The 25,262-nt window shown below is 53.1% G+C and carries 23 protein-coding genes and 1 pseudogene; 10 read left to right on the forward strand and 14 right to left on the reverse strand.

Going from position 1 to position 25,262, the window contains the following annotated elements; translation table 11 throughout:
• Position 1 precedes the first annotated feature (1 nt).
• On the forward strand, positions 2–2,587 hold the full coding sequence (locus HX448_RS05250) for an alpha-mannosidase (protein ID WP_102330293.1): 2,586 nt from the start codon (positions 2–4) through the stop codon (positions 2,585–2,587).
• 132 nt (positions 2,588–2,719) lie between these two features.
• Here the strand turns inward: HX448_RS05250 and HX448_RS10705 are convergent.
• The 14 genes and pseudogenes from HX448_RS10705 to HX448_RS05320 all read right to left on the reverse strand — a co-directional run bounded on the left by HX448_RS10705 (position 2,720) and on the right by HX448_RS05320 (position 15,269).
• Positions 2,720–3,537 (reverse strand): annotated as a pseudogene (locus tag HX448_RS10705) (formate/nitrite transporter family protein).
• Between the two features lie 90 nt (positions 3,538–3,627).
• On the reverse strand, positions 3,628–3,966 hold the full coding sequence (locus HX448_RS05260) for a P-II family nitrogen regulator (protein ID WP_102330292.1): 339 nt from the start codon (positions 3,964–3,966) through the stop codon (positions 3,628–3,630).
• Positions 3,967–5,196 (reverse strand): ammonium transporter, encoded by a 1,230-nt coding sequence (locus HX448_RS05265; RefSeq protein ID WP_102330291.1) that lies wholly within the window; start codon positions 5,194–5,196, stop codon positions 3,967–3,969. It lies immediately after the preceding gene.
• 138 nt (positions 5,197–5,334) lie between these two features.
• Complete coding sequence (locus HX448_RS05270) at positions 5,335–5,673, reverse strand: P-II family nitrogen regulator (RefSeq protein WP_102330290.1); 339 nt, start codon at positions 5,671–5,673, stop codon at positions 5,335–5,337.
• Positions 5,674–6,894, reverse strand: a complete 1,221-nt coding sequence (locus HX448_RS05275; protein ID WP_102330289.1) for an ammonium transporter — start codon at positions 6,892–6,894, stop codon at positions 5,674–5,676.
• Positions 6,895–7,143: 249 nt separating this feature from the next.
• Positions 7,144–7,806 carry a response regulator transcription factor gene (locus tag HX448_RS10635; RefSeq protein ID WP_118401463.1) on the reverse strand — a complete coding sequence of 221 codons (663 nt, stop codon included), beginning with the start codon at positions 7,804–7,806 and terminating at the stop codon, positions 7,144–7,146.
• Positions 7,807–7,853: 47 nt separating this feature from the next.
• Complete coding sequence (locus tag HX448_RS05285) at positions 7,854–8,618, reverse strand: GltB/FmdC/FwdC-like GXGXG domain-containing protein (RefSeq protein WP_102330288.1); 765 nt, start codon at positions 8,616–8,618, stop codon at positions 7,854–7,856.
• A gap of 1 nt (position 8,619) precedes the next feature.
• The gene (locus HX448_RS05290; protein ID WP_102330287.1) at positions 8,620–10,125 is read right to left on the reverse strand and encodes a glutamate synthase-related protein; all 1,506 of its coding nucleotides are present in this window, start codon (positions 10,123–10,125) and stop codon (positions 8,620–8,622) included.
• Between the two features lie 8 nt (positions 10,126–10,133).
• On the reverse strand, positions 10,134–10,892 hold the full coding sequence (gene hisF / locus HX448_RS05295) for an imidazole glycerol phosphate synthase subunit HisF (protein WP_102330286.1): 759 nt from the start codon (positions 10,890–10,892) through the stop codon (positions 10,134–10,136).
• A 1-nt stretch (position 10,893) separates the two neighbouring features.
• The gene (locus HX448_RS05300) at positions 10,894–12,036 is read right to left on the reverse strand and encodes a class II glutamine amidotransferase (protein ID WP_102330285.1); all 1,143 of its coding nucleotides are present in this window, start codon (positions 12,034–12,036) and stop codon (positions 10,894–10,896) included.
• A gap of 57 nt (positions 12,037–12,093) precedes the next feature.
• The gene (locus tag HX448_RS05305; protein WP_102330284.1) at positions 12,094–13,386 is read right to left on the reverse strand and encodes an NAD(P)/FAD-dependent oxidoreductase; all 1,293 of its coding nucleotides are present in this window, start codon (positions 13,384–13,386) and stop codon (positions 12,094–12,096) included.
• Positions 13,358–13,999: an imidazole glycerol phosphate synthase subunit HisH gene (gene hisH, locus HX448_RS05310; RefSeq protein ID WP_102330283.1), complete on the reverse strand. Its 642-nt coding sequence runs from the start codon at positions 13,997–13,999 to the stop codon at positions 13,358–13,360. The genes HX448_RS05305 and hisH overlap by 29 nt, the downstream gene beginning before the upstream one ends.
• 4 nt (positions 14,000–14,003) lie before the next feature.
• A complete protein-coding gene (locus HX448_RS05315; protein WP_102330282.1) occupies positions 14,004–14,465 on the reverse strand; it encodes a 4Fe-4S dicluster domain-containing protein in 462 nt (153 codons plus the stop codon).
• A gap of 240 nt (positions 14,466–14,705) precedes the next feature.
• Positions 14,706–15,269, reverse strand: a complete 564-nt coding sequence (locus HX448_RS05320; RefSeq protein WP_102330281.1) for a manganese efflux pump MntP — start codon at positions 15,267–15,269, stop codon at positions 14,706–14,708.
• Positions 15,270–15,599: 330 nt separating this feature from the next.
• Between HX448_RS05320 and HX448_RS05325 the strand changes: the two genes are divergently transcribed.
• The 9 genes from HX448_RS05325 (at position 15,600) to HX448_RS05365 (ending at position 25,225) form a co-directional block, all read left to right on the forward strand.
• Positions 15,600–16,856 (forward strand): ArsB/NhaD family transporter, encoded by a 1,257-nt coding sequence (locus tag HX448_RS05325; protein ID WP_102330280.1) that lies wholly within the window; start codon positions 15,600–15,602, stop codon positions 16,854–16,856.
• Position 16,857: 1 nt separating this feature from the next.
• Positions 16,858–18,174 (forward strand): MFS transporter, encoded by a 1,317-nt coding sequence (locus HX448_RS05330; protein ID WP_102330279.1) that lies wholly within the window; start codon positions 16,858–16,860, stop codon positions 18,172–18,174.
• A 118-nt stretch (positions 18,175–18,292) separates the two neighbouring features.
• Entirely contained in the window at positions 18,293–19,594 is a 1,302-nt protein-coding gene (locus HX448_RS05335; RefSeq protein WP_102330278.1) for a KamA family radical SAM protein, read from the forward strand.
• Positions 19,566–20,579: a D-alanine--D-alanine ligase family protein gene (locus HX448_RS05340; protein WP_102330277.1), complete on the forward strand. Its 1,014-nt coding sequence runs from the start codon at positions 19,566–19,568 to the stop codon at positions 20,577–20,579. The genes HX448_RS05335 and HX448_RS05340 overlap by 29 nt, the downstream gene beginning before the upstream one ends.
• Positions 20,570–21,565, forward strand: a complete 996-nt coding sequence (locus HX448_RS05345; RefSeq protein ID WP_102330276.1) for a D-alanine--D-alanine ligase family protein — start codon at positions 20,570–20,572, stop codon at positions 21,563–21,565. The genes HX448_RS05340 and HX448_RS05345 overlap by 10 nt, the downstream gene beginning before the upstream one ends.
• Positions 21,562–22,038, forward strand: coding sequence for a GNAT family N-acetyltransferase (locus HX448_RS05350; RefSeq protein ID WP_102330275.1), 477 nt, complete (start codon positions 21,562–21,564; stop codon positions 22,036–22,038). The genes HX448_RS05345 and HX448_RS05350 overlap by 4 nt, the downstream gene beginning before the upstream one ends.
• Before the next feature lie 397 nt (positions 22,039–22,435).
• The gene (locus HX448_RS05355; RefSeq protein WP_102330274.1) at positions 22,436–23,665 is read left to right on the forward strand and encodes a PAS domain-containing sensor histidine kinase; all 1,230 of its coding nucleotides are present in this window, start codon (positions 22,436–22,438) and stop codon (positions 23,663–23,665) included.
• Positions 23,658–24,359, forward strand: a complete 702-nt coding sequence (locus HX448_RS05360; RefSeq protein WP_102330273.1) for a response regulator transcription factor — start codon at positions 23,658–23,660, stop codon at positions 24,357–24,359. The genes HX448_RS05355 and HX448_RS05360 overlap by 8 nt, the downstream gene beginning before the upstream one ends.
• Positions 24,360–24,445: 86 nt before the next feature.
• Positions 24,446–25,225, forward strand: a complete 780-nt coding sequence (locus tag HX448_RS05365; protein WP_102330272.1) for a carbon-nitrogen hydrolase family protein — start codon at positions 24,446–24,448, stop codon at positions 25,223–25,225.
• Positions 25,226–25,262: the final 37 nt, after the last annotated feature.

Genomic DNA, 25,262 nt, shown 5'->3' on the forward strand with positions numbered 1-25,262 from the left:
GTTGAAAACGGTCTATCTGGTCCCTCACAGTCACTATGACGCAGTATGGGCATTCGACAAGGAAGACTATTTTTTCATCAACATCGAGAAGATCCTAAAACCCGCTATCGAATTGATGTCTGATCCGGGTTATCGGTTTCTTATCGAACAGACCGCCTTGATCGAAGAAATAGAGCGCCGGAGCCCTAGCCTTTTCGAGGACATCAAGCGTTTCGTTCAAAACGGTCAGATCGAGATCGCCAGCGGTGAGCACCTAATGCCGGACACCATGATGCCGCTTGGTGAAACCCTGGTGCGCCAGATTTTAACTGGAAAGAGTTATATCCGCGACAAATTCGGCGTGAAAGCGCCGGTAGCCTGGGGCGCGGATAGTTTCGGATACAACGCCCAGATGCCTCAAATCTATGTGAAATCCGGCTACCGATACTTCGCATTCCGAAGGGGGGCGGATAAAGCCTCTCCCTCCGAGTTCTGGTGGCAGGGATTGGATGGCAGCCGCATCCTGGCTCATTGGATGCCGCTAGGATATCGCGCCGGTCTGTATCTGGACAAGCTCGATGAGAGCTACGATAAACTGAAAACTGCGGCGGCTACCCAGAACATCCTGATGCCGGCCGGCAGCGGGTCGGTCCCCCCGCAACCCGAAACAATGCATGCCGTCCGGACCTGGAACCGTCTTCACAAAGATGCGCGTATCATCGTTTCCAAATCCGAAGAATTTTTTAAGGCGCTTGAACAGTCGAGCGACCAACTGGAAACACGTTCGGGAGAACTATATTCCGGGCGTTATTCCATGGTCTTCCCCAACTGCTCCTCAAGCCGAATATGGCTAAAACAAAATTTGAGGCGTTACGAACACTTCATCCTTTCCTGTGAAAAATGGTTGACCATGGGTTGGCTCATGGGAATGTCTTATCCTGCTGACGAGTTTTATGACAATTGGCAAAAGGTACTTCTCGGCGCCTTCCATGATGTGGTCCCTGGAACCGGCATGGATGAGGGTTATGAAGAAGTGCGGCATAATTTCGAGTATCTACAGAGTCACCTTACGCAGATCATGTCTAATTTCGTAGATTTGATCCAGGAAAACCTGGACTCCTCCGACAATATCATCGTGCTCAATCCCCTTTCATGGGAAGTTAAAAATTGGGTGGAGGTTGAGCTGGGTTTTGATCCAGGAAAAATCAAACGGTTTGGGGGGTTGGAGAGCAACGGTCAGGAAATTGCCATCGAAATTCTTGAATCAACCCGGTACTCCGATGATTCTTTTCACACGGTTAAGATTGGTTTCGTTGGCACGGTCCCGGCTTTTGGGTTCCGAACTTATAAACTGCTCCATTCGTATGTTCCCTACCGCCCTTCTGTTGATGGCCGCCGGATCAAGACTACAAGCAACAGTGTTCAGAACAGATTCTTCCGCGTCGAGGTCGATCCCGGCAGCGGACTGCTGGACGTGTTTCTCGACGGTAAGCATCTTCTTAAAGGGAATGAACTCACCATCGAGGAAGAAACCGGAGATCTCTATTATCACCGCCAAAACTTCACCGGAGAGTATCGTGCGGAGAGCGAGACCGGTTTGACGTTTGGCAAGTTTCGGTTGAAACACTTTGAGATCGTTAAGACCCCACTTCGCCGGATAATCAAACTTGAAAGTGACTATTATTCCCTCATATGGCCGTACCGCATGCAGGAAAAACTTCGCACCGTGATGTGGCGCCACAGTTTCCTTTCGGTGTCAAAGACAATCACTGTGTACCATGATATCCCCAGGATCGATTGTGTCACCCGGGTCGACAACCGCCATCCGCAAATCAGACTGAGACTTAAATTTGCGACCGATATTCATTCGCCCGAATATACAACTGAGATTCAATTCGGCGCGTTGAACCGCGCGGTTGATCAGGCTACAGCTCCCGTTGAAGGGGAATGGGCTGAAAAACCCTGCGGCGTTTTTCCTGCTTTGAACTGGATAGATTATTCCGATGAACAACGTGGAATCACCCTTGTAAACAAGGGACTGCCCGCCCACCAGGTTCAGGGAGGGACAATTTTTTTAACACTGCTGAGAAGTATTATGATGCTGTCGGCCGATGGGGTCACCGGTCCCGCCGTCCCCACTCCCGATGCCCAGGAATTTAAAAAATACACCTTCGAATATTCGTTATATCCTCACACGGGCAGTTGGAAAGAGGCTGAATCCTATCTCCAGGGATATGAGGTTAACAGCGGACTTCAGGCCTATCAGATCTCGCCGTCTCGAAGCCGCCGGAAGCTGTTCCCTCAATCCTTTTCTTTTATTGAGGTTAGCGCTTCCAATGTCATTCTTGCTTCTTGCAAACGTTCAGAGGACGGTAAAGGAATTATTATCAGGCTCTACGAAGCTAAAGGCGAACACACGACAGCCGAGATTCAGTTCTTCAAACCTGCTTCAAGCAACAATGCTTCAACCGACAGGCTTCGTCACCCGACGTCTGCGAAACTGGTAAATCTGTTAGAGGAAGCGGAGAGTGATATCACTCTGAATTCCGGGGTAATGAACCTCGTGTTTAAACCTTTTGAGATTATTAGCGTCAAGGTTTCTTTCTAGCAACTCTGGTTTTAAGTCGGCGTTCTCTCAGACGGGATGATTTTTACATTCATGTGATTCAGCTCCGCCCCGTAATTGCCTGAAGATGGTTGATCATCGCCACCAGGATGACGCCACCCAACACGTTGCCGATTAGTCCGGAGCCATATAATCCGAAAAATATGATGACACTGAAATCGCATTTATCATTGTGGCGTATAAGGCATCCGCGGACCCTGCAATAATGTGAGGAAATCCGCCGAGACTCACCAGGTAGGTCATGATGAATATGATACCTACTTTGGCCTGCTCAGCTCCCGGCAGCATCCAGACCATCAGAGCGATGATCCACCCGGCGAAGATTCCTTTAAGGACCATCGTCCAGAAATCCGGCAATAGCGCTGCCTGAGCGGTGTTAGCAAGTGATGTTTTAACCTCCGGATCCATTACTCCAGTATGCGCGATGACCAGAGTGAAATAAGTACCCCCGCTAGATTGGCGGCCAATACGATTCCCCACAATCTCGCAACAAGCACGAGTGTTTCATTGCTCCATTTATGCAAAAGGGGAAGTACTGCGGTTAGTGTATTTTCGGTGAATAATTGTTGCCTGCCGAGAATCACGATAAGAAAACCCAGAAAATAACCGGCGCTGGTGATAAGAGGCTTCCACGCGGCGCTTGACGGTAAGAATGCGTCGATGAGCGCGACGCCCAGGAAGGAAAAACCCATCGACAGCCCCGCCGCCAGTCCAGACCACATTAGCGCCGCGGGGTGCCGGCAGATTTCGTCTTCGCCTTCCTGCCTCACCGCCTCGTGCACGACTACCGCGCCAATAGCCGTTCTCCTGGCGATTTCTTTCGCCTCGGATTGTCTCAACCCAAGTTCATCGGAAGGATTATTGCTCATGTTGGAAGTTCTATTCTTGATACTGAGTATATCAGCAGGAACGTCATTCTCGTAAGAACACATTGGTCAGCGCTAGAAGAAAAGAAATCACGCTTCGAACCGGAGCGTGATTTCTTGAGTTTTATTAATGGAGATCGAATTTCGAAAAGGGGATTAGATAACGCTTTCGCCGGTTTCCCCCGTGCGTATCCGGTATGCGGCCTCGACGGGGCTGACGAATATTTTTCCGTCGCCGATCCTTCCCGTCTTCGCCGCCTTCATAATGGCATCGATGACAATATCGCAATCCTCGTCATGGCAGACAATCTCTATTTTAAGCTTGGGAAGGAAATCGACGCGGTATTCTCCGACCCTCCACTGCAGCGAAATGCCTTTTTGTTGACCGCGGCCGGATACTTCCGTAACTGTCATGCCGTGAATACCATGTTCCTCAAGGGCTTTTTTGACAGCGTCCAGCCGTTCTTCGCGGATAACCGCTTCGATCTTTTTCATTTACCTTATGCCTCCGAAAGCGCGTTCCCCGTGCTGTGACAGGTCCAAACCGACCGCCTCTTCCATTTCCTTTACCCTCAAGCCGAATATGGCGTCGATAACTTTGGCAATTACCCAGGTACCCCCGAAGGCAAAAGCGCCTACGCTCAACACTCCTAGAGCCTGTTTACCCAGCAGAGTCAAACCCCCGCCGAAGATCAATCCGTTAGCCCCGGCCGGATTCACGGCTGCTGAGGCGAACAGTCCCACCGCCAGTACTCCTAGTATGCCCCCCACTCCATGAACCGCCATGACGTCAAGGGAATCATCCACCCCCATCTTTATCTTTGCGATCATAGCATAGTAACAAACCACAGCGGCGACTATGCCAACCATAACTCCATAGATGGGCGGTATGAAACCCGCTCCCGGTGTCACCGCAGCCAGTCCGGCCACCGCCCCGGTGGCAATTCCCAGCAATGTAGGGCGCCGCTGGTTCCAGGCCAGCAGCATCCAGGTGGTGGCCGCCGCTGCTCCCGCCGAATTGGTTGCCACCAACGCGGAGGCTGCCAAGGAGTTGGAACCGAGCGCCGAGCCGGCGTTGAAACCGAACCAGCCGAACCAGAGCAAGCCGGCCCCGAGCATCACCAGCGGTATGGAAGAAGGCTCCATCGGCTCATGCCGGAAACCTCGTCGGGCGCCCAAAACGATTACCAGAGCCAGCGCCGAAAGCCCGGCGTTAACGTGAACCACGATGCCTCCGGCAAAATCCAGCACCCCGAGTTTAGCCATCCATCCACCCGCACCCCACACCCAGTGGGCTACCGGGGCGAAGATTAAAGTCAACCAGGCGACGGCGAAAATCATGAGGGCGGAAAATTTAATGCGTTCAACTACGGCTCCGGTGATAAGAGCCACGGTGATTATGGCGAACATTCCCTGGAACATCATAAACGCCAGGTGTGGAACCGTCGTCGCGTAGGTCGAGGAAGGTTCCCCACCGACATTGTTCAGGAATATGTATTTTAGGCTTCCGATAATACCGCCCGAGTCAGGCCCGAAAGAGAGGGAGTAGGCATAGAATACCCACAGCAAGCCCACGACTCCGAGCATGGCGAAGTTCATCATCAGGGTCGAAATTACACTTTTCTTTCTGACCATCCCGCCATAGAAGAGAGCCACCCCGGGCGTCATCAGCATCACCATGGCAGTTGAGATCAATATCCAGGCCGTGTCGCCGGCGTTGACCATGAACGACACCTCCCCAACAATTCCGGATAGATTGTAGCTTAGGTGTGTTTCCAAAAGATTACGCATAGTGTCAGGAAAATGCGGAGACTCCTTACGGAACCTCCCATTTCACTTTCGGTGTCTCTATGCCGTTTTTTTTTAAACAACCGCCTCGTCTGTCTCAGCGGTCCTTATGCAGTAGGCGGCTTCTACCGGCAGAACAAAGATTTTACCGTCGCCTATTCTGCCTGTTTTGGCCGCTTTCATGATGACCTCGACCCCGGCGTTGCAGTCATCGTCGTGGCATATGATTTCGATTTTGAGTTTGGGGAGGAAGTCTACCCGGTATTCGCCGACCCTCCACTGCAGTGGTATTCCTTTCTGCTGGCCCCGCCCAGAGACTTTTGTCACCGTCATTCCAATGAGTCCTATCTCCTCCAAGGCTTTCTTGACCGCATCCAGGCGTTCTTCGCGGATGATGGCTTCAATCTTTTTCATCTATTTGATCCCCCCGTAAGCCCGTTCGCCATGTTGGGATAGATCGAGGCCCACTACTTCTTCGACTTCGGTTACCCGTAAGCCTATGGTCTTGTCTATGAACTTGCCGATAATGAGTGTGCCGATGAAGGCGAAACTGCCCGTCGCAAGCACGCCCAGAGCCTGTTTGCCAAGTTGGATCGCGTTCCCATTGAATAACCCGTCAAAACCGGCGGCGTTCACCGCTGCCGTCGCAAAAAGCCCGGTAGCCAGCGCCCCCACAATACCGCCCACGCCGTGGCAGGCAAACACATCCAGGGAATCGTCGAAGTTACGCTTGCTGCGCCAATTCATAGCAAAGTATGAAGCGCATGCTGCGATGGCGCCGATAGCAATGGCAGACAGAGGTGTGACGTAACCGGCCGCCGGAGTTATGGCCACAAGTCCCACCACCGCGCCCGTCGCGGCACCGAGCAACGTAGGACGGCGTTGCCGCCAGGAGAGCAGGATCCAGGTCAGGGCGGCCATCGCCGCAGCGGTGTTGGTGGTTACGAGGGCATCGGCGGCCAGTCCGTTCGAGCCTAATGCGCTGCCCGCGTTAAAGCCGAACCAGCCGAACCATAGCAGCGAGGCGCCGATCAACACCATCGGAATGTTATTTGGCTCCATGGTTTCCTTTTTGAAACCCTTGCGGGCGCCCAGCAGGAACACCAGAGCCAGGGCGGATACGCCTGCATTGATGTGGACTACCGTTCCTCCGGCAAAATCTAAAACGCCCAGTTTAGCCAGCCAACCGCCGCCCCAGACCCAATGCGAAATTGGGCCGTAGATCAGTGCCAGCCAAACCGCTGCAAAAGCCATGAGCGCCGAAAACTTGATGCGTTCCACCACGGCCCCGGTGATCAGGGCGACGGTGATGATGGCGAACATGCCCTGAAACATCATGAAGATAAGATGGGGAACGGTCGTCGCATAGACGTCCGAGGGAGCCTCGCCGACGTTGTTCATGCCGAAGAAATGAAGGTTTCCGATAAAACCGCCGATATCGGGACCAAAACCCAGTGTGTAGCCGAAGACTATCCACAACACACCGACCAGAGCCAGGACTGAAAAGCTCAACATAAGGGTCGAGATGAGATTTTTGCGCCGGACCATACCGCCGTAGAATAAGGCTAATCCCGGCGTCATTAGCATCACCAGCGCCGTTGAGACGAGGAGCCAGGCCGTATCACCCGTGTCCAAGGTAGAATACCCCCTTCGCTTTACTGATACCAGTCTAACAACCGCAGGTTACCCCTTGATTTCGACGGTATTACGAAGGGGTTAAGATTGTATTTCCAACTTGTTTCGGGTGAGGGCGTACGATAGCGAAGTGGAGATATTTCGCCCGTTTTTCATTTGAGTTGTACCTGGGCTCAGTAAAAACGATGTGTCGGGGATGGAATTTGTATTCTGAAATTTGGAATTTGGTTAATGCGGGGCGATGAGGATTTAGATGTTTCTCTTGAATCGGTAGCCTATGTTCCTGACCGTTTCCACGTATATCTGTCCGGATTCTTCGATCTTCGATCGAAGCCTCCTGACATGCACGTCTACCGTCCTGTCGCCGCCGAAATACTCATAGCCCCAGACCTTGTTAAGCAAAACCTCGCGGGAAAAAACTCGGCCGCGGTTGGAAGCCAGGAACTTCAGCAATTCATACTCGCGGAAGGTAAGTTCCACCGCCGCGCCAGCCAGGGAAACCTCGCAGCGGGCAGTATCGATAATAAGGTCGCCAGCGGTGATGATGTCTGAGGGAGGGGTTGCCTTCGCCCGTGCCGCCAAGCGGCGGATGCGGGTTAAAAGCTCGTCGACGTCAAACGGTTTGAGGACAAAATCAGTGATGTCATCCCGGCTGGCCAATTCGTGCATCCTGTGGCGGAAGGCAACTGCAATGACCGTTGGACCCTTGCCGTCATTTGAATAGTCCAGCGTTGGTATGTCGCCTTCAAGTCCCACATCTAAAACAACCAGCCTTGGGTTCTGCTGTGCGAGGATTTTTTCAGGTTCTTCCCCGGGAGGTATCAACGTACAAGCATAACCTTCCCGCGAAAGGCGGGTCTTGAGTTCCCGGGTCTTGTCGTTTTCCTCGGCCAGTATCAGTATGCTAAACAATTTACTCTACGGGACCGGGCGAATCTGGAACCAGATTCATTTTAGCATTAATAAGAATACAGTCTACCGTAAGGCCGCAAGAACTTGGGATAAAGCTTTTTGAATGGCTTCTTTAGAATTTCGATGGCATCACAATTGAAATGGGCGCAATACTCATTCACAAGCCCGGTTAATACGGCTTGGTCATTTTCGTTGAGTTCGGCTACACCAACCTCTTTGCCGAGTTGATGAGGCTCAAAAGCTCCCGAGATGTAAATTACTCCGCCGTGGATGCCGGTACCAATAAAATTGGCTTTGTGCTTCTCGCCATCCTTAAGGCCGAGTCCCAGGACTACCAAAACCCCTCCCGCCATGTACTCGCCCATGAAGTCCTGGCCGGTGTCGCCCACCACCATCATTGGTTTCTTTTCCTGGTATTCCTTCATGTGGATGCCAGCGCGGTAACCCACATAATCCCTGACAAATATTTTGCCGCCTCGCGCAGCCATGCCGCAAATATCCCCGGCGTGGCCGTGGACGATTATCTCTCCCGCATTCAGGGTGTTGGCCATACAATCCTGGGCATTGCCGAAGACCTCGATCCTGGATCCGTTCATGAAGGCGCCTAGGTCGTTGCCGGGTGTGCCGTAAATTTTTATGTCGACGGGGCGTGAAAGGTCGGTAGCTATGTAGCGCTGGCCGCAGACGTTCGTAAGTTCGATTCGTTCTACGCCTTCATCCACTAGTTGGCGTAGTTTGGCGTTGAGGTCCCGGTAGTAAATTCCGGTGGTATCGATCTTGACCATTTTGGGAGTCGCCACGCTTTCGGTCATGTTATTCACCTGCCATCCTTACACCCAGAATCTCAAGTTCCTTCTCGTTCAGGTCAACGCCACGGAGGTGCAGCCGGTTGCCTCTGAGACTTTCAATGGCATTGACGCCCATGCCACCCAGCATATCGTCGATCTCTAGCTTCCATCCGCGCAGCAAATTGACCAGTCTCCTGGCCCCGATCTCAGGGTTGATGCGTTTTGTGAGCTTCAGGTCTGATGTGCAGATGCCCCAGGCGCACTTGCCGGTGTAGCACTGTTGGCAAACCCGGCAGCCCAAGGCGACTAGGGCGGCGGTGCCGATGTTCACCGCGTCGGCCCCCAAAGCGATAGCCTTGGCGACGTCGCCGGAATTGCGGATACCGCCGGAAATGACCAGAGAAGCCTGGTTTCGAATGCCTTCTGCCCTCAGCCGGGAATCAACCGATGCCAGCGCTAATTCGATAGGGATGCCGACGTTATCGCGAATAGCTTTGGGGGCAGCACCGGTGGCTCCTCGGATGCCGTCGAGGACGATGATATCAGCGCCCGCGCGAACCATGCCGGAAGCGATAGCTGCTGAATTATGCACCGCAGCGATTTTGACGGATATTGGTTTAGTGTAATTCGTCGCTTCTTTCAAAGCATAGATGAGCTGCGACAGATCTTCGATGGAGTAGATATCGTGATGGGGGCACGGCGAAAGGGCATCGGTACCCTGAGGGATCATGCGTGTCAGCGAAACCTCTGCCGACACCTTTTCACCCGGCAGGTGGCCGCCGATACCCGGTTTGGCACCCTGACCGATCTTGATCTCGACGATCCGCGCGGCTTTCAAATAATCGGAATAAACGCCGAACCGGCCGCTGGCAACCTGGACGATAGTGTTGTTGCCATATTTGACCAGCGACTGGTGCAAGCCGCCTTCACCGGTATTCCACATTGTACCCGCCTCGACAGCTGCCCGTGCCAAGGAATGTTGAACGTTTAACGAGACGGCGCCGTAACTCATTGCCGAGAACATCACCGGGAAATCGAGTTTAACCTGCGGCGCTAGTTTTGTTTTCAAAGAACCGGTTGCCAGGTCGATCTCGATTTTGTCAGGTTTGCTTCCCAGGTAGGTGGTCATTTCCATCGGTTCGCGTAGGGAGTCGATGGACGGATTAGTCACCTGTGAGGCGTTTAGCACCAGGTGGTCCCAATAAATGCGTTGTGGCTTGTCCTTACCCATGCCGGTCAGGATCATGCCGCCCTGTTCCGCCTGCTTCTGGATGTCTTCGATATATTCTGGGATCCAGCTGTAGTTGTCGCGGTATTCCAGTGGGCTGCGCCTCACGTTTAGGGCGCCTGTGGGACAAAACAATACACATCGGTGACAGCCGATGCATTTGCCGGCGCGGGTTTTTACGTCGTCTTCCTCAGCATCGTAATAGTGGCTTTCGAAAGTGCATTGGTTCACGCAAACTTGGCATTTGATGCACTTGTCGGCGTCACGTTCGACGATAAATTTGGCGGGTACTAACGTTCTCATATGGCTCCTTAGCGCCTGATGGCAACACCCTTACGGGCTAAAAATTCTTTAACTTGCGAAATCGAGTATGTGCCGTAGTGGAAAATGCTGGCGGCCAACACGGCATCGACTTTACCGACTGTCAGAGCGTCGTACAAGTGGTCGAGTGTTCCGGCGCCACCCGAGGCAATGAGCGGGATCGACACCGATTCAGATATCGCCCGATTTAGGTCGTTGTCATATCCTTGTTTTTGCCCGTCGCTGTCGATGCTGGTTACCAGGAGTTCGCCAGCTCCCATCTCCGCTGCTTTTTTAGCCCATTCAACAGCATCAAGTCCGGAAGCCTGAGTAGCCGAGTGGGTACGGACTACCCACTTTCCAACTCCATTTCTCTTTGCGTCGATGGCTACTACGATGCACTGGCTGCCGAACTTAATCGCCCCTTCGGTGATAAGCTCCGGCCGAGCAACAGCGGCAGTATTGATCGCCACCTTGTCGGCGCCCGATAACAGCATCTCCCGCATGTCGGCGATGGTGCGTATGCCGCCGCCAACGGTTAAGGGCATAAACACATACTTTGATAACTCAGCTATGATGGAAGCCATTGTCTTTCGGCTTTCGACGGTGGCGGTAATGTCCAGGAAAGCCAACTCGTCGGCCCCTTGCTCATAATAGAATTTTGCCAACGCCACAGGATCCCCGGCATCGCGGAGGTTAAGGAAACTTTGTCCCTTCACCACCCGACCCCCAGTAACATCCAGGCACGGGATGATCCGCCGGGTAAGCAAGTTAGACTACTCCTCCGGTGACGGCAACTTTTTCTGCCCCAAGCGGATGCTTCAGAGATCCGATCACCGGTTCGCCGCCCATCGGTATCCAGGCTTTTTCCAGGTCGGGGCAGACCAGCCGAATGGCAGCCTCTTCGGATGAAAGGTATAGCATGCTGCCTTTCTCGCCCACGGTCAGCGGCCTGAGCCGGATTCGATCGGTCAGACCGATCATTTCTCCCTGGTGTGCGAGGATTACGGTGAAAGGTCCATTCATAAGGAGGCTGGCATATACTTGTCGCAATGCCGTCATGAGTTCGCGCTCTATAGTCGGACGGCGCTCAATTTCTTCCCATAGCGGAGGTGCAAAAATCTCGGCAACCACTTCGATGGGCAGGTTGTGCTTTCGGACGAGGAGATCAACGGCATAAGCCAGCACTTCGGTGTCGGTCTGAAGAGTGCAGTGGTATCCGTACTGCTCCAGATACCGCTTGTTGATGCCGTATGATGAGATTTCGCCGTTGTGAACTACCGTCCAGTCAAGGATGTTGAATGGGTGTGCTCCTCCCCACCATCCCTTGGTATTGGTCGGGAAGCGGCCATGGGCCGTCCAGAGATAGCCATTGTAGCTTTCTAGACAAAAGTATTCAGAGATTTCTTCGGGATAGCCGACGCCTTTGAAGGCGGCCATATTCTTGCCTGATGAGAAAACATAAGCGTCGTCAATTCCAGTGTTGATGTCCATGACCTTGGCGACCACGTAGTCGTCAGGGGAAATTTTCCCTTCGCGCTGGCATTTATCAGCATCCAAGAAATACCGCCACACCATTGGCGGGTTCTTGATCGCCGCCACCGGCTGGGTGGGCACTTCTTCCGAGTGGTGCACGTTGAAATGCTGATTCAGGAAAGCCTCGGTGCAAGTTTTTCCTTCTTTGCTATCGTACATGATGTGGAAGGCGTAGTAATCCGGGTATTGGGGGTATAGGCCATAGACGGCAAAACCGCCGCCCAAGCCATTGCCCCGGTCGTGCATATTGGCGATAGCCCGTGTGACATCGCGGCCGGAAAAACACTTGCCGGAAGTATCCATCATGCCGAACAGGCAGCAGGCATCTATTACCTTGCCATCACCGTATACGTTGCTGATTCTGGTTAAATCTTTCATTTCAATGTACCTTTGGTCGTCAGTTTGTATCTCTTGCCTAAATTACCGTTAGAGGAATTATGCTTCACCGATCTTGACCCGGCCTGCGGTCGCTCCTGTCAGGCGCTCTTCAATAACTTCCTTCGGCAGTTGAGCTAATCCGAAATCATCTGATAGTAATTTTTTCTTAAACGCAGTAACTGGAATCCGGTCACGCATCAAGCCAAAATACACTCCGGCCTTATCGATATCGCCCAAAAAGATCATGCCCACGAGTTTGTCTTCGGAATTGATCACCAACTTTCGGTAGCTGCCTGGTCCTTCGCTTTTCAGGACTTCATAACCCTCTGGGGAAGGCGGAGAGGCCATGCCGGCAGTTGCCATCTCCAGTCCAAAGTAGTTGAGCGAGTTCATCGCCGTGCCGCCGCGATATCGGGTGGGCGAACCGGCCAAATTGTAACCTGCCACCCTGCCGCCAATGTAGGCGTTTGGCCAAACGGGGGACAACCGCCCGGAACCATAAACATAATCGTAAGCTTCGGAAGCATCTCCGCAGGCATAGATGTCCGGCACACTGGTCATCATGTGGTTGTCGACAACGATGCCGCGGTTGACGGTAATGCCAGCTGATTGCGCGAGTTCGGTCCGCGGGAAAACACCAACGGCCACAACCACCATGTCACAAACCATTTCATGACCATCGTCGTAAACCACTCCGGTGACCTTATCTTCGCCGAGGATCCTGGCTACGGTGCGGCCGGTCATCATGTTAACGCCGTACTTTTTGATCGCCATTTCGGCGATGCGGCCTGCCTGCTCATCTAGAATGGTGTTTAATGGGTATCCCTTCATTTCGACAACGGTGCACTTTATGCCCCGTTTAACCAAGGCTTCGGTCGCTGAAATGCCTATCAGTCCACCGCCGATAACCACCGCCCGGCGTGCGTTTGCCAGATATTCCTCTACTTTTTTGGCGTCGGATAGGTTGATAAAATTGAAAATGCCGGCTTTGCCCATACCTTCCATTTTAGGAATGATCGGCTTGCCGCCGGTGGCGATCAGCAGTTTCTGGTATTCAATTTCGGTGCCGTCGTCCAGGGTGACCGTCTTAGCCGCCGTGTCCATCTTATAAGCTTTGTGGCCCATTACGACATCAATATTATTGTTTTCGTAGAATTTCTCGGACCGAATGCGCATTGCGTCCGGGGTATATTCTCCGGCGACATACTTGGAAATAAGAGGCCTGGAATAAGCCTCGAAAGGCTCTTCTCCGATGATAGTAATGATCCCAATTTTATCAATTTCTCGGATGGCTTCCGCAGCACCGATGCCCCCAGCTGAATTACCGATAATCAGGTACTTCGTTTTCATCAGTTCCCCTTATAGCTGATTTCAAAAAATTGTCGTACATCTTGAGCCCCACCGCACCGCTCTTCTCGGGATGGAACTGGGTGGCTACCAAGTTTCCCCGGGCGATGGCGCTGGCGAAGTTGATTCCATACTCGGTTGTTCCGATAACTTCCGTCCGCAGGTCCGGTTCGACGTAGTAGCTGTGGACGAAGTAGAAAAACGAGTTATCCTCGATGCCGCTGAATAAAGCATGAGATTTTGCGTTTTTGACGTTGTTCCATCCGATATGAGGGACCTTGATACCGGCGGGGAGTTTACGCACCTTGCCGGGTAGTAGCCCGAGACACTGGCAGCCGCCGCCTTCCTCAGTCTCCTCAAAGAGCACCTGAAGCCCGACGCATACAGCAAATAACGGCGTATTCCTTGCGATAATTTCTCGCAGCGCCTTGTCCAGCCCCTGGGCTTGAAGCGAGCTAACGGTATCAGCAGCGGCGCCGACGCCTGGCAAAAATACTGCGTCAGCTTTGACGACTTCTTCGGGAGAACTGGTGATACGGCCATCGTAACCCAGCAGCGCGATCGCATTTGCTACCGAGCGCAGGTTCCCGGCTCCATAATCGATAATGGCGATCATACAACTACTTCTTTTGAGTTGTGATAGTCTCAGTCTCTATGAGGATGATAGCCTCGTTGGGGCAATTAGCCACGCAAGCCGGAGTTTCAAGCCCCGGACAAAAATCGCATTTCCTGACCGTTTTGGTTGTCTTGTCTTTGATCAGGGCGCTGTTCGGGCAGGAGACTACGCAGGTCCAGCAACCGATGCACTTATCCGGATCCGATGTCACCACGCCGGTGACCGGATCTTTACTCATAGCTCCGGTAAGACAGGAATAAACGCACCACGGTTCGTCGCAGTGGCGGCAAGGAACGGAAAAACTTGTCTCATTCTGCCGTTCGACTTTAAGCCGCGGAATGGGTTTGGCTGATTCTCTATGAAATGCCTTGAGGATGTCCTTGGAGCTGGAGTGTTGGGTGGCGCAATAAACGCGGCACAACCCGCAGCCGATGCAGACTTCCTTTTTGATCTGGATCTTCTTCATAACCCACCTGCAGTGCCGAAAATACGGCAGTCATTTACCAACGGGTAAGAAAAGATGATACCAGAGTCATTATAGCCTGTCAAAGGTTTTGTTTCAAACTTGTTTCTCGTTTGAAACGATGCCAATAGGGCTTCCAATTGGTCGGGAAAATACTTTTACGGCAATTATTGGGAGTCTATTGCCGTATTTCGCAATGGTGCTTGGTATCTAAAGTCTGTAATATTATGTATATTTGCCGTTTTATCTGGTGAGGCCATCTAGCAGCACCTTCAACCCTATGCCGATAAGGACGAGACCTCCTGCAAGCTCTGCCCGCTTGCCCACGATATCGCCTACCCGTCGGCCGAGCCAAACTCCTAGCAGTGTGACAGTGAAAGCGGTTATCCCAACAAGGACGCTTGCTGGCACAATGGAGACGTCGATCAGCGCAAATGTAAGTCCTGCTGCCAGGGAATCGATGCTGGTAGCAACCGAAAGACCAACGAGCGTCCTTCCCTTGCTGATGTCGACGACTTCGCACTCTTCTTCTTTTTCAAAGGATTCTTTGATCATGTGGCCGCCGATGAGAGCCAGCAGCGCGAACGCGATCCAATGGTCGAAACTTTGTATGATATCCGTCAGCGTGCTTCCGGCCAAAAAACCAGCCAGGATCATTCCGAATTGGAACAAGCCGAAAAAAGCCGCGACTTTGATCGTTTTCGCTCGATTAAGAGCCGCTCCCATGCCGATGCTACCGCAGATCGATACCGCTAAGCAGTCGGCCGAAAGGCTCAAAGCGACCAGGAATACACCTAAAATATCCATAGGTCAGCAAGTGTAACAGACCCGGCTCCTGCCCTCAAATATCTAAACTCGCGCACTACCGAAGTACACTGTTTTTCCTTGAAGCCAATGGTACTAAATGCTATTATTCTGCCATCTGTTGGAGGAGGCCTCCGGTTTCCGGAGGTGACAGGCTTTTTATACCAAGGAGTAACCGGCAAAACAGGAACGCCTCGCGAACTTTACCGTGGTCCGCAGCCCCGGATGTTTCCCCCCCGAACTGCCCCATGCGCGCTAGCCGCAGACGCCATAGCACCACACTCTGCTATTGAGAAGACCCGGGTCTCCTCATGCCCCGCTGCCGACCGCTGAATGATCTCCAGTTTAGCCGTATTCGCTCTGACCATCGCCGGAATCATTTGGCGTCCTCGGCGCCTGTCCGAAGCATTGACAGCGTCACTCGGCGCCGTCGCCATGATAGCCGTAGGCGGCCTATCGGTCGGCGAAGCCATAAACGCTCTGGAAATCAATCTAAATGTATTAGGGTTTTTCCTCGGGCTCATGATCGTTGCCGCCATCGCGGAATCATCTGGCCTGTTCGAGGCAATCACCGAAAAAGCCGTGGTGCTGTCTCGCGGCAGCGGCCGGCGGCTCCTTTTGATAGTCTTCGGCATCGGTGTGGTCATAACCACCTTGTTATCCAATGATGCCACCGCTTTAATGCTGACTCCGGTCGTGTTTCTTCTCGTCAGGCGGCTTAGAATTGATCCGTTGCCTTATGTCTTTGCCTGCGCTTTTATTGCCAATGCAGCATCTTTCCTGTTGCCGGTGGCGAATCCGGTCAACCTTTTGGCTGTTGATGCCTTTCACCTTCGCCTCGGCGATTACTTGGCCCATCTGTTGTTGCCTAGCCTGGCAGTAATCGGCGTGACTGTGGGTGTATTCCTTTACCTATTCCGGAAAGAAATCCCGGCGTCATTCACTCTGGCCACCCTCCCGACCAGGGCGGTTTCAAGAAATCTGGACCGGCATGTAATTTTGATTCTGGCTCTAATCGCTGTCGGGTATATTATCTTTTCTTTTAATGGCTGGCCTTTGTCGGTACCCGTGTTAGCCGGCGCCCTTGCTCTTTTAGCCATAACATCAATCCGCAGGATCAAATTAACTCAGATTTTCCGATCGGTTAGCTGGTCCATCTTGCCGTTTGTCGCTGGATTGGCGGTGTTAGTCCAGGGCCTCGAGAATAGCGGTGTCACGCAATACATCGGCGAATTATTCACCGGTCTGCTTAATCACGGGCAATTGCCAGGCGCCCTGGCCACATCCATCGGTACTGCCGCCGGTTCTAACTTGATGAACAACTGGCCGATGATGATGGTTTCCGTCACCACCCTGTCGGGCATCCCGGATGCCGTCGCGGCCAATCCCGGTTTGCCGTATCAGGCCATCATCGGTGCTGCCCTTGGGCCTAACATTGCCGTCCTCGGATCGCTGTCCTCGATGCTGTGGCTGCTGATCCTCCGGCGCAGAGGTCTCAACGTCACCGCTGGTTCATTCCTGAAACTTGGCTTGCTGGTCACTCCAGTTGCCCTGTTATGCGGTAGTTTGGTGCTCTACCTGTTGAGTTGATATGAGAAGTTTCACCACCAATCCCACTGTAAATAAAAGCCTCAGACTTTCAGTCTTCGATGGCGCTGCGTTCAACGCCATGATGGGTTTGACCCAGGATTTCATGTCGCCGTTCGCTTTGGCTCTCAAGGCTTCGACGGCCCAGGTGGGTTTGCTTGCCAGCCTGCCCAACCTGGCTTTAGCGCTGTCGCAACTGGGGTCTCCCTGGATTTCGGAACGGCTTCGCAGCAGAAAAAGCCTTCTCGTGCCCATGGTCATTATTCAGGCCGTTCTTTGGCTGCCGATATTCATCATGCCTCAGCTTTTCCACAATATGGCTGTCTGGTGGCTTATCGCCCTATTCACCGCCGGGAGCGTTTTCGGCGCCTTGGGCAACCCCGCTTGGGGCAGCATGATGGCTGACCTCGTTCCTGCCGGTATGCGCGGACGCTACTTCGGGTTCCGTAACAGGATCGGCGGCGCCACTCTGCTCTCATGTTTTTTCATAGGTGGGCTTATCCTTCAATTGTCATCAAAACAGGTTATGCTTGGATTCGGTACGCTGTTTGGCAGCGCAGTCATCTTCCGATTGGCCTCAGCATATTTTCTTTCCAAGATGTACGAGCCCCCGATGCGGCGTTGTCCCGATCCGTGGCACCCCATGCAGGAGCTTAAAACTTTGCCCGCCACCAACGCAGGCCGGCTCAGTCTGTTCGTCGGTGCTATGATGTTCGCCACCTACGTTGCCTCGCCGTTTTTCGCCGTATACATGCTCACAGAATTGGGATTCGGTTACGGCGCTTTTGTCATTGTCACAGCATCCGCGAGTGTCGCCAACTTCCTTTTTATGGGCTATTGGGGTCGCCGTGCCGACAAATCAGGTCACCTGAAAGTTGTTCGGCTGACAGCGCTGATGATTCCTCTCGTACCGGTAGTTTGGCTGGTGAGTCATAACCTGATCTACCTCATCGTCATCCAGGTTTTCTCCGGGTTTGTCTGGAGCGGCTTTAACTTATCCAGTACCAACCTGCTGTACGAATCCGCCGCGCCGGAACGCCGAACCCGGGCGATAGCTGTGTATAATTTCCTTTCTGGTACGGCGATGTGCGTCGGAGCCGCTATCGGAGGCGTCATCGCCACCAGACTCCCGGAAATATCGGGGCAATCCTTCTTGACCCTGTTTCTGCTCTCGGGAATATTGCGCGGTGCCGTCACTTTGTTCATGCTTCCTGGATTGAGTAGATCAAGCCGCGACGAAGATGCCCCAATTATTTCGAACGGTGTGCCCTCGCGCTCGGTTTCCCGGATTTTCAAGGTTTTTCAGCGTTTCATTGACTAGGTTCCATTTGATTAACATTAAAAATATTTTTTATCATAGCTGGCTCAAAGCTAGAGAATCCTTGACGTCACATACAGGTTTGCTACAATGAATACATTCATATTTCTAGGAGCATCAAGTGAAAGAAGAAACTCTAATAACCGAAGATCCGGCTGATCCCCCCTCGTGTTCGCACGAAGCTGACGAACCTCCCCTTACTTCGTCACAAGTTTTTCGCCTCAAGTTTTACCCCGATGTCAGCGATATCCAGTGGAATGACTGGCACTGGCATTTCAAGAACCGCATCACCTCAATAGAAGACCTCATCCGATTTATTCCCCTGTCCGTCAAGGAAAAAACCCGTCTCAAACTGGTAACCGCCCGTTATCCGTTAGCCATCACGCCTTATTATCTCTCCTTGATGGATCTTTCCAATCCCAATGACCCCATTCGACTCCAGGCTGTCCCATCAACGCTGGAAATGGCCGGCGGCATCGGCAACGAAGACCCCCTGGCTGAAGAACGGGATTCTGTAGTTCCCGGTCTGGTCCACCGCTACCCCGACCGTGTCCTGATGGTGTTGACCGATATCTGCGCCATGCTCTGCCGCCACTGCACCCGCAAGCGGGAATGGCAGCACGGTGGCTGGATCCACACCCCTGAACAAGTCGAACGCATGCTGGACTATATCCGGAAGAACACTCAGATCAGGGATGTCATCATCTCCGGAGGCGACCCGCTGACCCTTTCGACCCACCAACTCGAGAAGGTCCTGATTGCGTTACGTCAGATCAAGCACGTCGAGATCATCCGCATCGGCACCCGGTTCCCCGTCGTTCTGCCGCAGCGTATCGATGCTGAGCTCTGCGACATGCTTTCCAAATACGGACCCATCTGGCTCAATACCCACTTCAACCACGTAAATGAGATAACCCCGGAAGCCGCCGCTGCCTGTGATCGCTTACTCCGGGCTGGTGTCCAGGTTAATAACCAGAGTGTCCTGCTGCATGGCATTAACGATACCGTGGAAACACAGCTAAAATTGTGCCACGGTCTGTTAAAAGCCAAGGTACGTCCCTACTACCTCTTCCAGTGCGATCAGGTTCAGGGCACGGAGCATATGTGGACGCCCGTCGAGGTCGGTTTGCGCATCATCGAAGGCATGCGTGGACACACCTCCGGCCTTGCCATCCCGAACTATGTAATAGACCTGCCGGATGGCCGGGGCAAGATCCCGATTAGCCCAAACTATGTTTTGACCCGCACTGACAGCGAGTTGGTTGTCCGGAACTATGAGGGACACATCAGCCACTTCGTCAATCCCAAGCCGGCGCCCGCTCCCCGCAAGCCCCGCCCGGTTTCTCCACCTGTGCCCCAACTTTCGCTTGATTGGACAGTAACTGAGGTAAAGAATGAAAATAGGGCTGGCGTACGACCTTAAACAATCCGTTACCGCTGTGCCCGCCGCCCCAGTTGATGCTTTAGAAGAATACGATTCAGCCGATACTGTCAATCTCCTCGCCGCCGCTATCGAGGAAGCCGGTCACCGGCCGGTCAAACTCGGCGGCGGTCGCGAGTTTTTAGACAATGTTCTGACCAATCCGGTTGATTTCGTCTTCAACATCTCTGAGGGCCGGGGTGCCTATCGTTCCCGAGAGGCCCAGGTACCTTCCGTGCTGGAAATGCTGGGCATTCCATATTCAGGAGCCGATCCGCAGACCCTTGCGATCGCCCTAGACAAGCCGCTGACCAAGCAGATCGTTCAACTGGCAGGAGTCACGACGCCGCAGTGGCGTTTCTTCAATAAACCGGAAGAAGCCCGCCGTGCGGACTGGCATGATTTCCGTTTTCCTGCCTTCGTTAAACCGGCGTTCGAAGGTTCAAGCAAGGGCATCCGCCTGACCTCGACAGCCGCCAACCCCAATGAGGTGATTGCCCATGTGCGGCAGCTTTACGAGGGTTACGGTCAACCTGTCATTGTTGAAGAATTTATCGACGGCGACGAGGTCACCTGCGGAATCATCGGCAATGTCACGGCAAACGGTCCGCAGCCTCTGGTTTTGCCCATGCGCATTATACTCCGTCAGAAAAAGGGCCCTTTCATCTATTCTCTTGAGGTTAAACGGGACTACAAAAAGCTGGTCGACTATGAGTTTCCAGCGCAGCTTCCGGAGTCCATCATCGATCGCATCAAATCGCAGGCGTTGACTGTATTCACCACCCTTGGCTGCCGGGATTTCACCCGAATGGATTTCCGCATCGCCGCCGATGGCACGCCTTACTTCCTTGAGGTCAACCCCCTGCCCGGCCTCTCACTGGATAGTGATCTCTTTATTATCACCACCAGCATGGGGTGGAGCCATTCCAGGTTGATTGTCACAATTCTCGAGAACGCACTTTCCAGATACCCTTCCTTATGCAAATAGCGCTTATCTATAATGCTCCCATCCCCTCCCTCTACGATGCCCGTGGCGAATCCAAAGCCGAATCGGGAGTTCTTGAAGCAGTAAAAGCTGTCCGGCGCTCCATCCGAGCATTGGGGTACAATCTCGTCGAATTTCCTTTGGTACCGCCGCTATCGAGCGTCAGAAAAACACTCTCGTCGGTTAACGCGGATTGCGTTTTCAATCTCTTTGAAGGTTTCGCCGGCCTACCACGGACTGAGGCCGAGGTTGCCGATTGCCTTGAGGAATTGGAACTACCGTTCACCGGATCGCCGTCATTAGCACTTTTATTAGCTCTAGATAAAGCGGCCACAGCACGGGAGTTGAGCCGTCATGGTATTCGCACTGCCGCCCAACAATTGCTCAACACTGAAACCGTCTCCGGTTTTCGTTTGAAATTCCCTTGCATCGTAAAACCGCGAGCCGACGATGCTTCACACGGTCTTTCTGAAAACAGCGTCGTGTTTGATACCGGCGCACTTTTCCAGGAGGTAAAAGCCACCGTCGATCGTTACGACGGCGCGCCCGCCCTGGTGGAAGAGTTTCTTCCGGGGCGTGAGTTCAATGTCACCGTTTTCGGCAATTCAACTCCGGAAGTTTTGCCATTATCGGAAATTATCTACACTCTCCCCGCGGGCCTACCCAAGATTTTAACCTTCGCAGCCAAGTGGGAGCCGGAGAGTTCCTATTTCCAAAACACCAACGTTAAATGCCCGGCTGAAGTTACGCCGGAACTCGCGGCCGATCTAAGGTCAACCGCATTGGCGGCTTTTAAATCCATCGGCTGCCGAGGCTATGCCAGAGTCGACATGAGGCTTGATCCCGAGGGACATCCGGTGGTCATGGAAGTCAACGCCAATCCGGATCTTTCACCAGACGCCGGTACAGTTCGTCAGGCAAAGAAATCAGGCCTATCATATAAGGGCATGGTGTCTCGCATCATCGAATTTGCTTTGGAGAAAGCATGATCGCCTACCGTGATCTTATTGCCGCCGACCGCCCGGCCATCACTGAGTTCTTGAAGTGGATACCGGAGTTCGCCCCGGACGAGTTGCCTGTGGCTGAGGAAGTTCTCGACGATTCCCTTGACGAGTCCCACGAGTCAGGCTATTACACAATCGTCGCCGTCAAAGATGGTTGCCCTGTGGGGTACGTCACTTATGGCAATACCCCGTTATCGAAGGGCAACTGGGAGATCTACTGGGCGGCTGTGAACCCGACTGAGCAGGGCAGGGGCATTGGGCGGGAACTGATGTACAGAGCTGAGGAAGCTATTAAGGGATTGGGTGGCTGGCAGATAACCCTGGAGACTTCTTCGACACCACTGTACGAAAAAACGCGCCGGTTCCACATGAAATGCGGTTTCAAAGAGATCGTGCGCATCCCGGATTTTTATGACCGGGATGATGATCTTGTGATATTCTTCAAAAAACTGGAATAGGACGGTTACCATTTTCCGGAATCTTATCCCGAGTGCGACATAAGTTTACAGAAATTCCGCCCGTTGCCTTGAGCTAGCTCACATTCGCTGCAAAGGCATTCGACACCCACCGTAGTATCATCCACGGCCGGCGCTCCAGCTGCCTTGCGACAGTAAAGTCCTTGGAACTTATCCTCCGGTTCTTCATCGAACATGTTTCCCATAAGCTCTTTCAGTCTGTTGCTGTTGCATGCTCGCTGTTTTGAAGTGCTGCAGTCTGGGCAGCGGCAACGAAGCAAATCTTCGGGAATTTCTTGGGCAGTAATATTCAAGTCTTCAATTGTCATCTGAATCTATTAGTTTCTCTGGTGAAGTGATTATGTCCGGAATCTCGTTCGTATAGTATAATGTAATTGGTATGGTTGATAAACACGACGAATCGAAAACTTCCGCCAAAACCCAAACGGGTCATATGATCGTTCAGAATGAAACCCCCTGTGGATCAGAGGAGCAAGAAGCGTTACGTCAGAGCGAACGCAAATTTCGCATGCTCTTCCACAACGCCGGCGACGCCATTTTTCTCTGGGAATTGATACCCGGTGGAGCTCCCGTTTTGATCGAGGCCAATGAGATCGCCGCCCGCCGTTTGGGCTACCGCCTCGGCGATATGCCGGGAATGCTCCTGACCGATATTTCTCCCATGTCGCCAGATGAGATGTCGGTTACCATCGGTAAAGTTATCGCTGAAAAACACCGTACTTTTGAATCGGCGTATCGCACGCGCGACGGTGCTTACATCCCTATCGAGATCAGTTCCCACGTCTTCAAACTGGGTGAAAAAACAGTAATGCTTTCCATCGCCCGCGATATTTCAGCCCGTAAGGCAGAATCAAAATCACTTACCGAGGCCTATAACCGCGAGAAAAAACTACGCCAGGACCTCGAGACCGAAATCGGTAAAAGAGTTGATTTTACACGTGCCCTGGTTCATGAACTAAAGACTCCGCTGACCCCGCTCATCGCCTCGGGTGAAGCTTTGTTGGAAATCTCCCAGGGTGAAACCGAATTGCGTTTAGCCGGAAACATTTACCGCGGCGCGATGAACCTGGAGCGGCGCATCAACGATCTGTTAGACTACGCCCGCGGCGAAATGGGTGTCCTAAAAGTTCGGGTTCAACCGCTCAACATCTCACCCTTGCTTCTCGACCTTGCGGCGGAGGTCTCGCCCCAGTTCGACCGCAAACAACAGTCATTGGAACTCGAAATCGATGATGACATTCCATTGGTCACCGCAGATGAGGATCGGCTGCGCCAGGTTCTGCTCAACCTACTCAACAATGCGGCCAAGTTCACGCAACGCGGCGGGCAGATTACCATTGGCGCAACCGTTAGTGGTAAAATGCTTCAATTAAGCGTCGCCGATACTGGGCGCGGCATGTCGCCTGAGGAGCAGGCTCATATCTTCAAGCCGTACTACCGGGTTGAAGATGAGATTGATCCGAACGACGGCATGGGCATCGGGCTCACTTTATGTAAGATGCTGGTTACCCTTCAGGGCGGAGACATCTGGTTCGAAAGCGAAAAAGGCCGAGGCAGCACATTTTACTTCACGCTGCCACTGGCGATGAAAGTGGAGAGAGATGGTTAACAAACCTGAGCTGACCGTAGTCCTCATCGAAGATGACGCAGAGATCATCGAGGCAATAACCCTGACCTTCAAGATCAGGTGGCCCCAGGCTACCTTCCTCTCGACCGATTCCGGTCAGGAGGGCTTAACACTGATTGAAAAACACAATCCCGATCTGGTTATATTGGACCTCGGATTGCCCGATACTAACGGTTATAATGTATTAAAAGAAATCCGGCGTTTCAGCCACGTGCCGGTGATCATCCTCACTGCTCGGGGCGATGAGACAGATATTGTCCGCGGCCTGGAACTAGGCGCCGACGAGTACATCATCAAACCTTTCCGCCAGATGGAACTCCTTGCTCGTGTTAAAGCGGTCCTGCGTCGCCAGGAAGCCGTCTCCGAGGAATTGCCTCTTGCCGTTGGAACTATGACACTTGGTCCCTCGATCCGTGATCTAACCCTCAAGGGTAAAAAGATCAACCTTACTCGCACCGAGGGCATCGTGCTCGGTCAGCTCATGCGTCATGTCGGCCATCCGGTATCTCACGCCGTCCTGGCTAAGGCGCTCTGGGGTGAGGAATACCCCGGCGCGGCCGAGAGCCTGAAGGTGTATGTCCGCCATCTCCGGGAAAAGATCGAAGAAAATCCCAGCGACCCGAAGCTCCTGCTCACCCGAATCGGGGCCGGTTATCAGTTAGCTAAACCCGAGTAGATTTTATCTAAAGGGCGGGTCACAAAGCCCGCCCGTTCCTTATCTCCCCATCGTATTCTCAACGCATCGAGGTTACATCGGAAACCATGGCTATTTTTAAAGTGGCAATGCTGCATCTTGACCCCCGCCCCGGCGAGTTGGATGCCAACCGCTCGCTCATCGAGAGGGCAGTGCGTTTGGCCGCCGTCAGGGGTGCCCGATTCATTGTCACCCCCGAGCTTGTCGAGAGCGGCTATCATTTCCGCGATCACATCGGTACCGATTGGGTTGGTCCTGAATCGAGAGCCTGGCTCGATCGCATGAACGCCCTGGCCTACGAACTTGGCGTGACTCTTCTACTCGCCACTGCCGAGCGCGACACCGGGACCGGGCAACTGTACAACACCATGTTCGCCCTGACGGGGGACAAGCGATACACCGGCAAGCACCGGAAGATCAACATTCACCCCTCCCACACCCTGGAGTCGTGGTCAGGGGTCAGCGATAGCGCCGAAATTATCGAACTGCCTCAATTCAAGATCGGCGTGCTCATCTGTGCCGATGCCTGGCGGCCTTCCATCGCCAGAGAACTGGCGGCCAAGGGTGCCGAACTCCTGATCTCCGGCGCCAACTGGGGGGAAAGGCCGTGCCCGCCGGGAGACTGTTGGGAAAAACGCTCGCTGGAGAACGGCATCCCTGTCTGGGTCTGCAACCGCACCGGCGTCGAGGCCGAGCTAAATTTCGAGGATGCCCCGAGTGTGGTCTCAGTGGGTGGCAAGCGGTTGCTCAGTCATACCGGTTCAGGTTCGGCGGTGCTTCTTTTCGATTGGGACCTGGAAAAGAAAATGCCGCTTCAAAACGAGTTCGAAGTCGTCCCCGTTTTCTAGATCCGCTCCAAAATTCGAGCGCCTGATTGTGACGGGA

Source organism: Dehalogenimonas etheniformans, assembly GCF_014672715.2.
Taxonomy (GTDB): Bacteria; Chloroflexota; Dehalococcoidia; order Dehalococcoidales; family Dehalococcoidaceae; genus Dehalogenimonas; species Dehalogenimonas etheniformans.

What these genes read in the sequence shown, in the direction of transcription:
- HX448_RS05315 (WP_102330282.1), bottom strand. Translation starts at nt 14,465, where the DNA reads ATGAAGAAGATCCAGATCAAAAAGGAAGTCTGCATCGGCTGCGGGTTG.
- HX448_RS05355 (WP_102330274.1), top strand. Translation starts at nt 22,436, where the DNA reads ATGGTTGATAAACACGACGAATCGAAAACTTCCGCCAAAACCCAAACG.
- HX448_RS05330 (WP_102330279.1), top strand. Translation starts at nt 16,858, where the DNA reads ATGAGAAGTTTCACCACCAATCCCACTGTAAATAAAAGCCTCAGACTT.
- hisH (WP_102330283.1), bottom strand. Translation starts at nt 13,999, where the DNA reads ATGATCGCCATTATCGATTATGGAGCCGGGAACCTGCGCTCGGTAGCA.
- HX448_RS05290 (WP_102330287.1), bottom strand. Translation starts at nt 10,125, where the DNA reads ATGAGAACGTTAGTACCCGCCAAATTTATCGTCGAACGTGACGCCGAC.
- HX448_RS05265 (WP_102330291.1), bottom strand. Translation starts at nt 5,196, where the DNA reads ATGGTCAACGCCGGCGACACGGCCTGGATATTGATCTCAACTGCCATG.
- HX448_RS05270 (WP_102330290.1), bottom strand. Translation starts at nt 5,673, where the DNA reads ATGAAAAAGATTGAAGCCATCATCCGCGAAGAACGCCTGGATGCGGTC.
- HX448_RS05365 (WP_102330272.1), top strand. Translation starts at nt 24,446, where the DNA reads ATGGCTATTTTTAAAGTGGCAATGCTGCATCTTGACCCCCGCCCCGGC.
- HX448_RS05320 (WP_102330281.1), bottom strand. Translation starts at nt 15,269, where the DNA reads ATGGATATTTTAGGTGTATTCCTGGTCGCTTTGAGCCTTTCGGCCGAC.
- HX448_RS05350 (WP_102330275.1), top strand. Translation starts at nt 21,562, where the DNA reads ATGATCGCCTACCGTGATCTTATTGCCGCCGACCGCCCGGCCATCACT.
- HX448_RS05340 (WP_102330277.1), top strand. Translation starts at nt 19,566, where the DNA reads ATGAAAATAGGGCTGGCGTACGACCTTAAACAATCCGTTACCGCTGTG.
- HX448_RS05305 (WP_102330284.1), bottom strand. Translation starts at nt 13,386, where the DNA reads ATGAAAACGAAGTACCTGATTATCGGTAATTCAGCTGGGGGCATCGGT.
- HX448_RS05345 (WP_102330276.1), top strand. Translation starts at nt 20,570, where the DNA reads ATGCAAATAGCGCTTATCTATAATGCTCCCATCCCCTCCCTCTACGAT.
- HX448_RS05285 (WP_102330288.1), bottom strand. Translation starts at nt 8,618, where the DNA reads ATGACCGAAAGCGTGGCGACTCCCAAAATGGTCAAGATCGATACCACC.
- HX448_RS05300 (WP_102330285.1), bottom strand. Translation starts at nt 12,036, where the DNA reads ATGAAAGATTTAACCAGAATCAGCAACGTATACGGTGATGGCAAGGTA.
- HX448_RS05325 (WP_102330280.1), top strand. Translation starts at nt 15,600, where the DNA reads ATGATCTCCAGTTTAGCCGTATTCGCTCTGACCATCGCCGGAATCATT.
- HX448_RS05260 (WP_102330292.1), bottom strand. Translation starts at nt 3,966, where the DNA reads ATGAAAAAGATCGAAGCGGTTATCCGCGAAGAACGGCTGGACGCTGTC.
- HX448_RS05360 (WP_102330273.1), top strand. Translation starts at nt 23,658, where the DNA reads ATGGTTAACAAACCTGAGCTGACCGTAGTCCTCATCGAAGATGACGCA.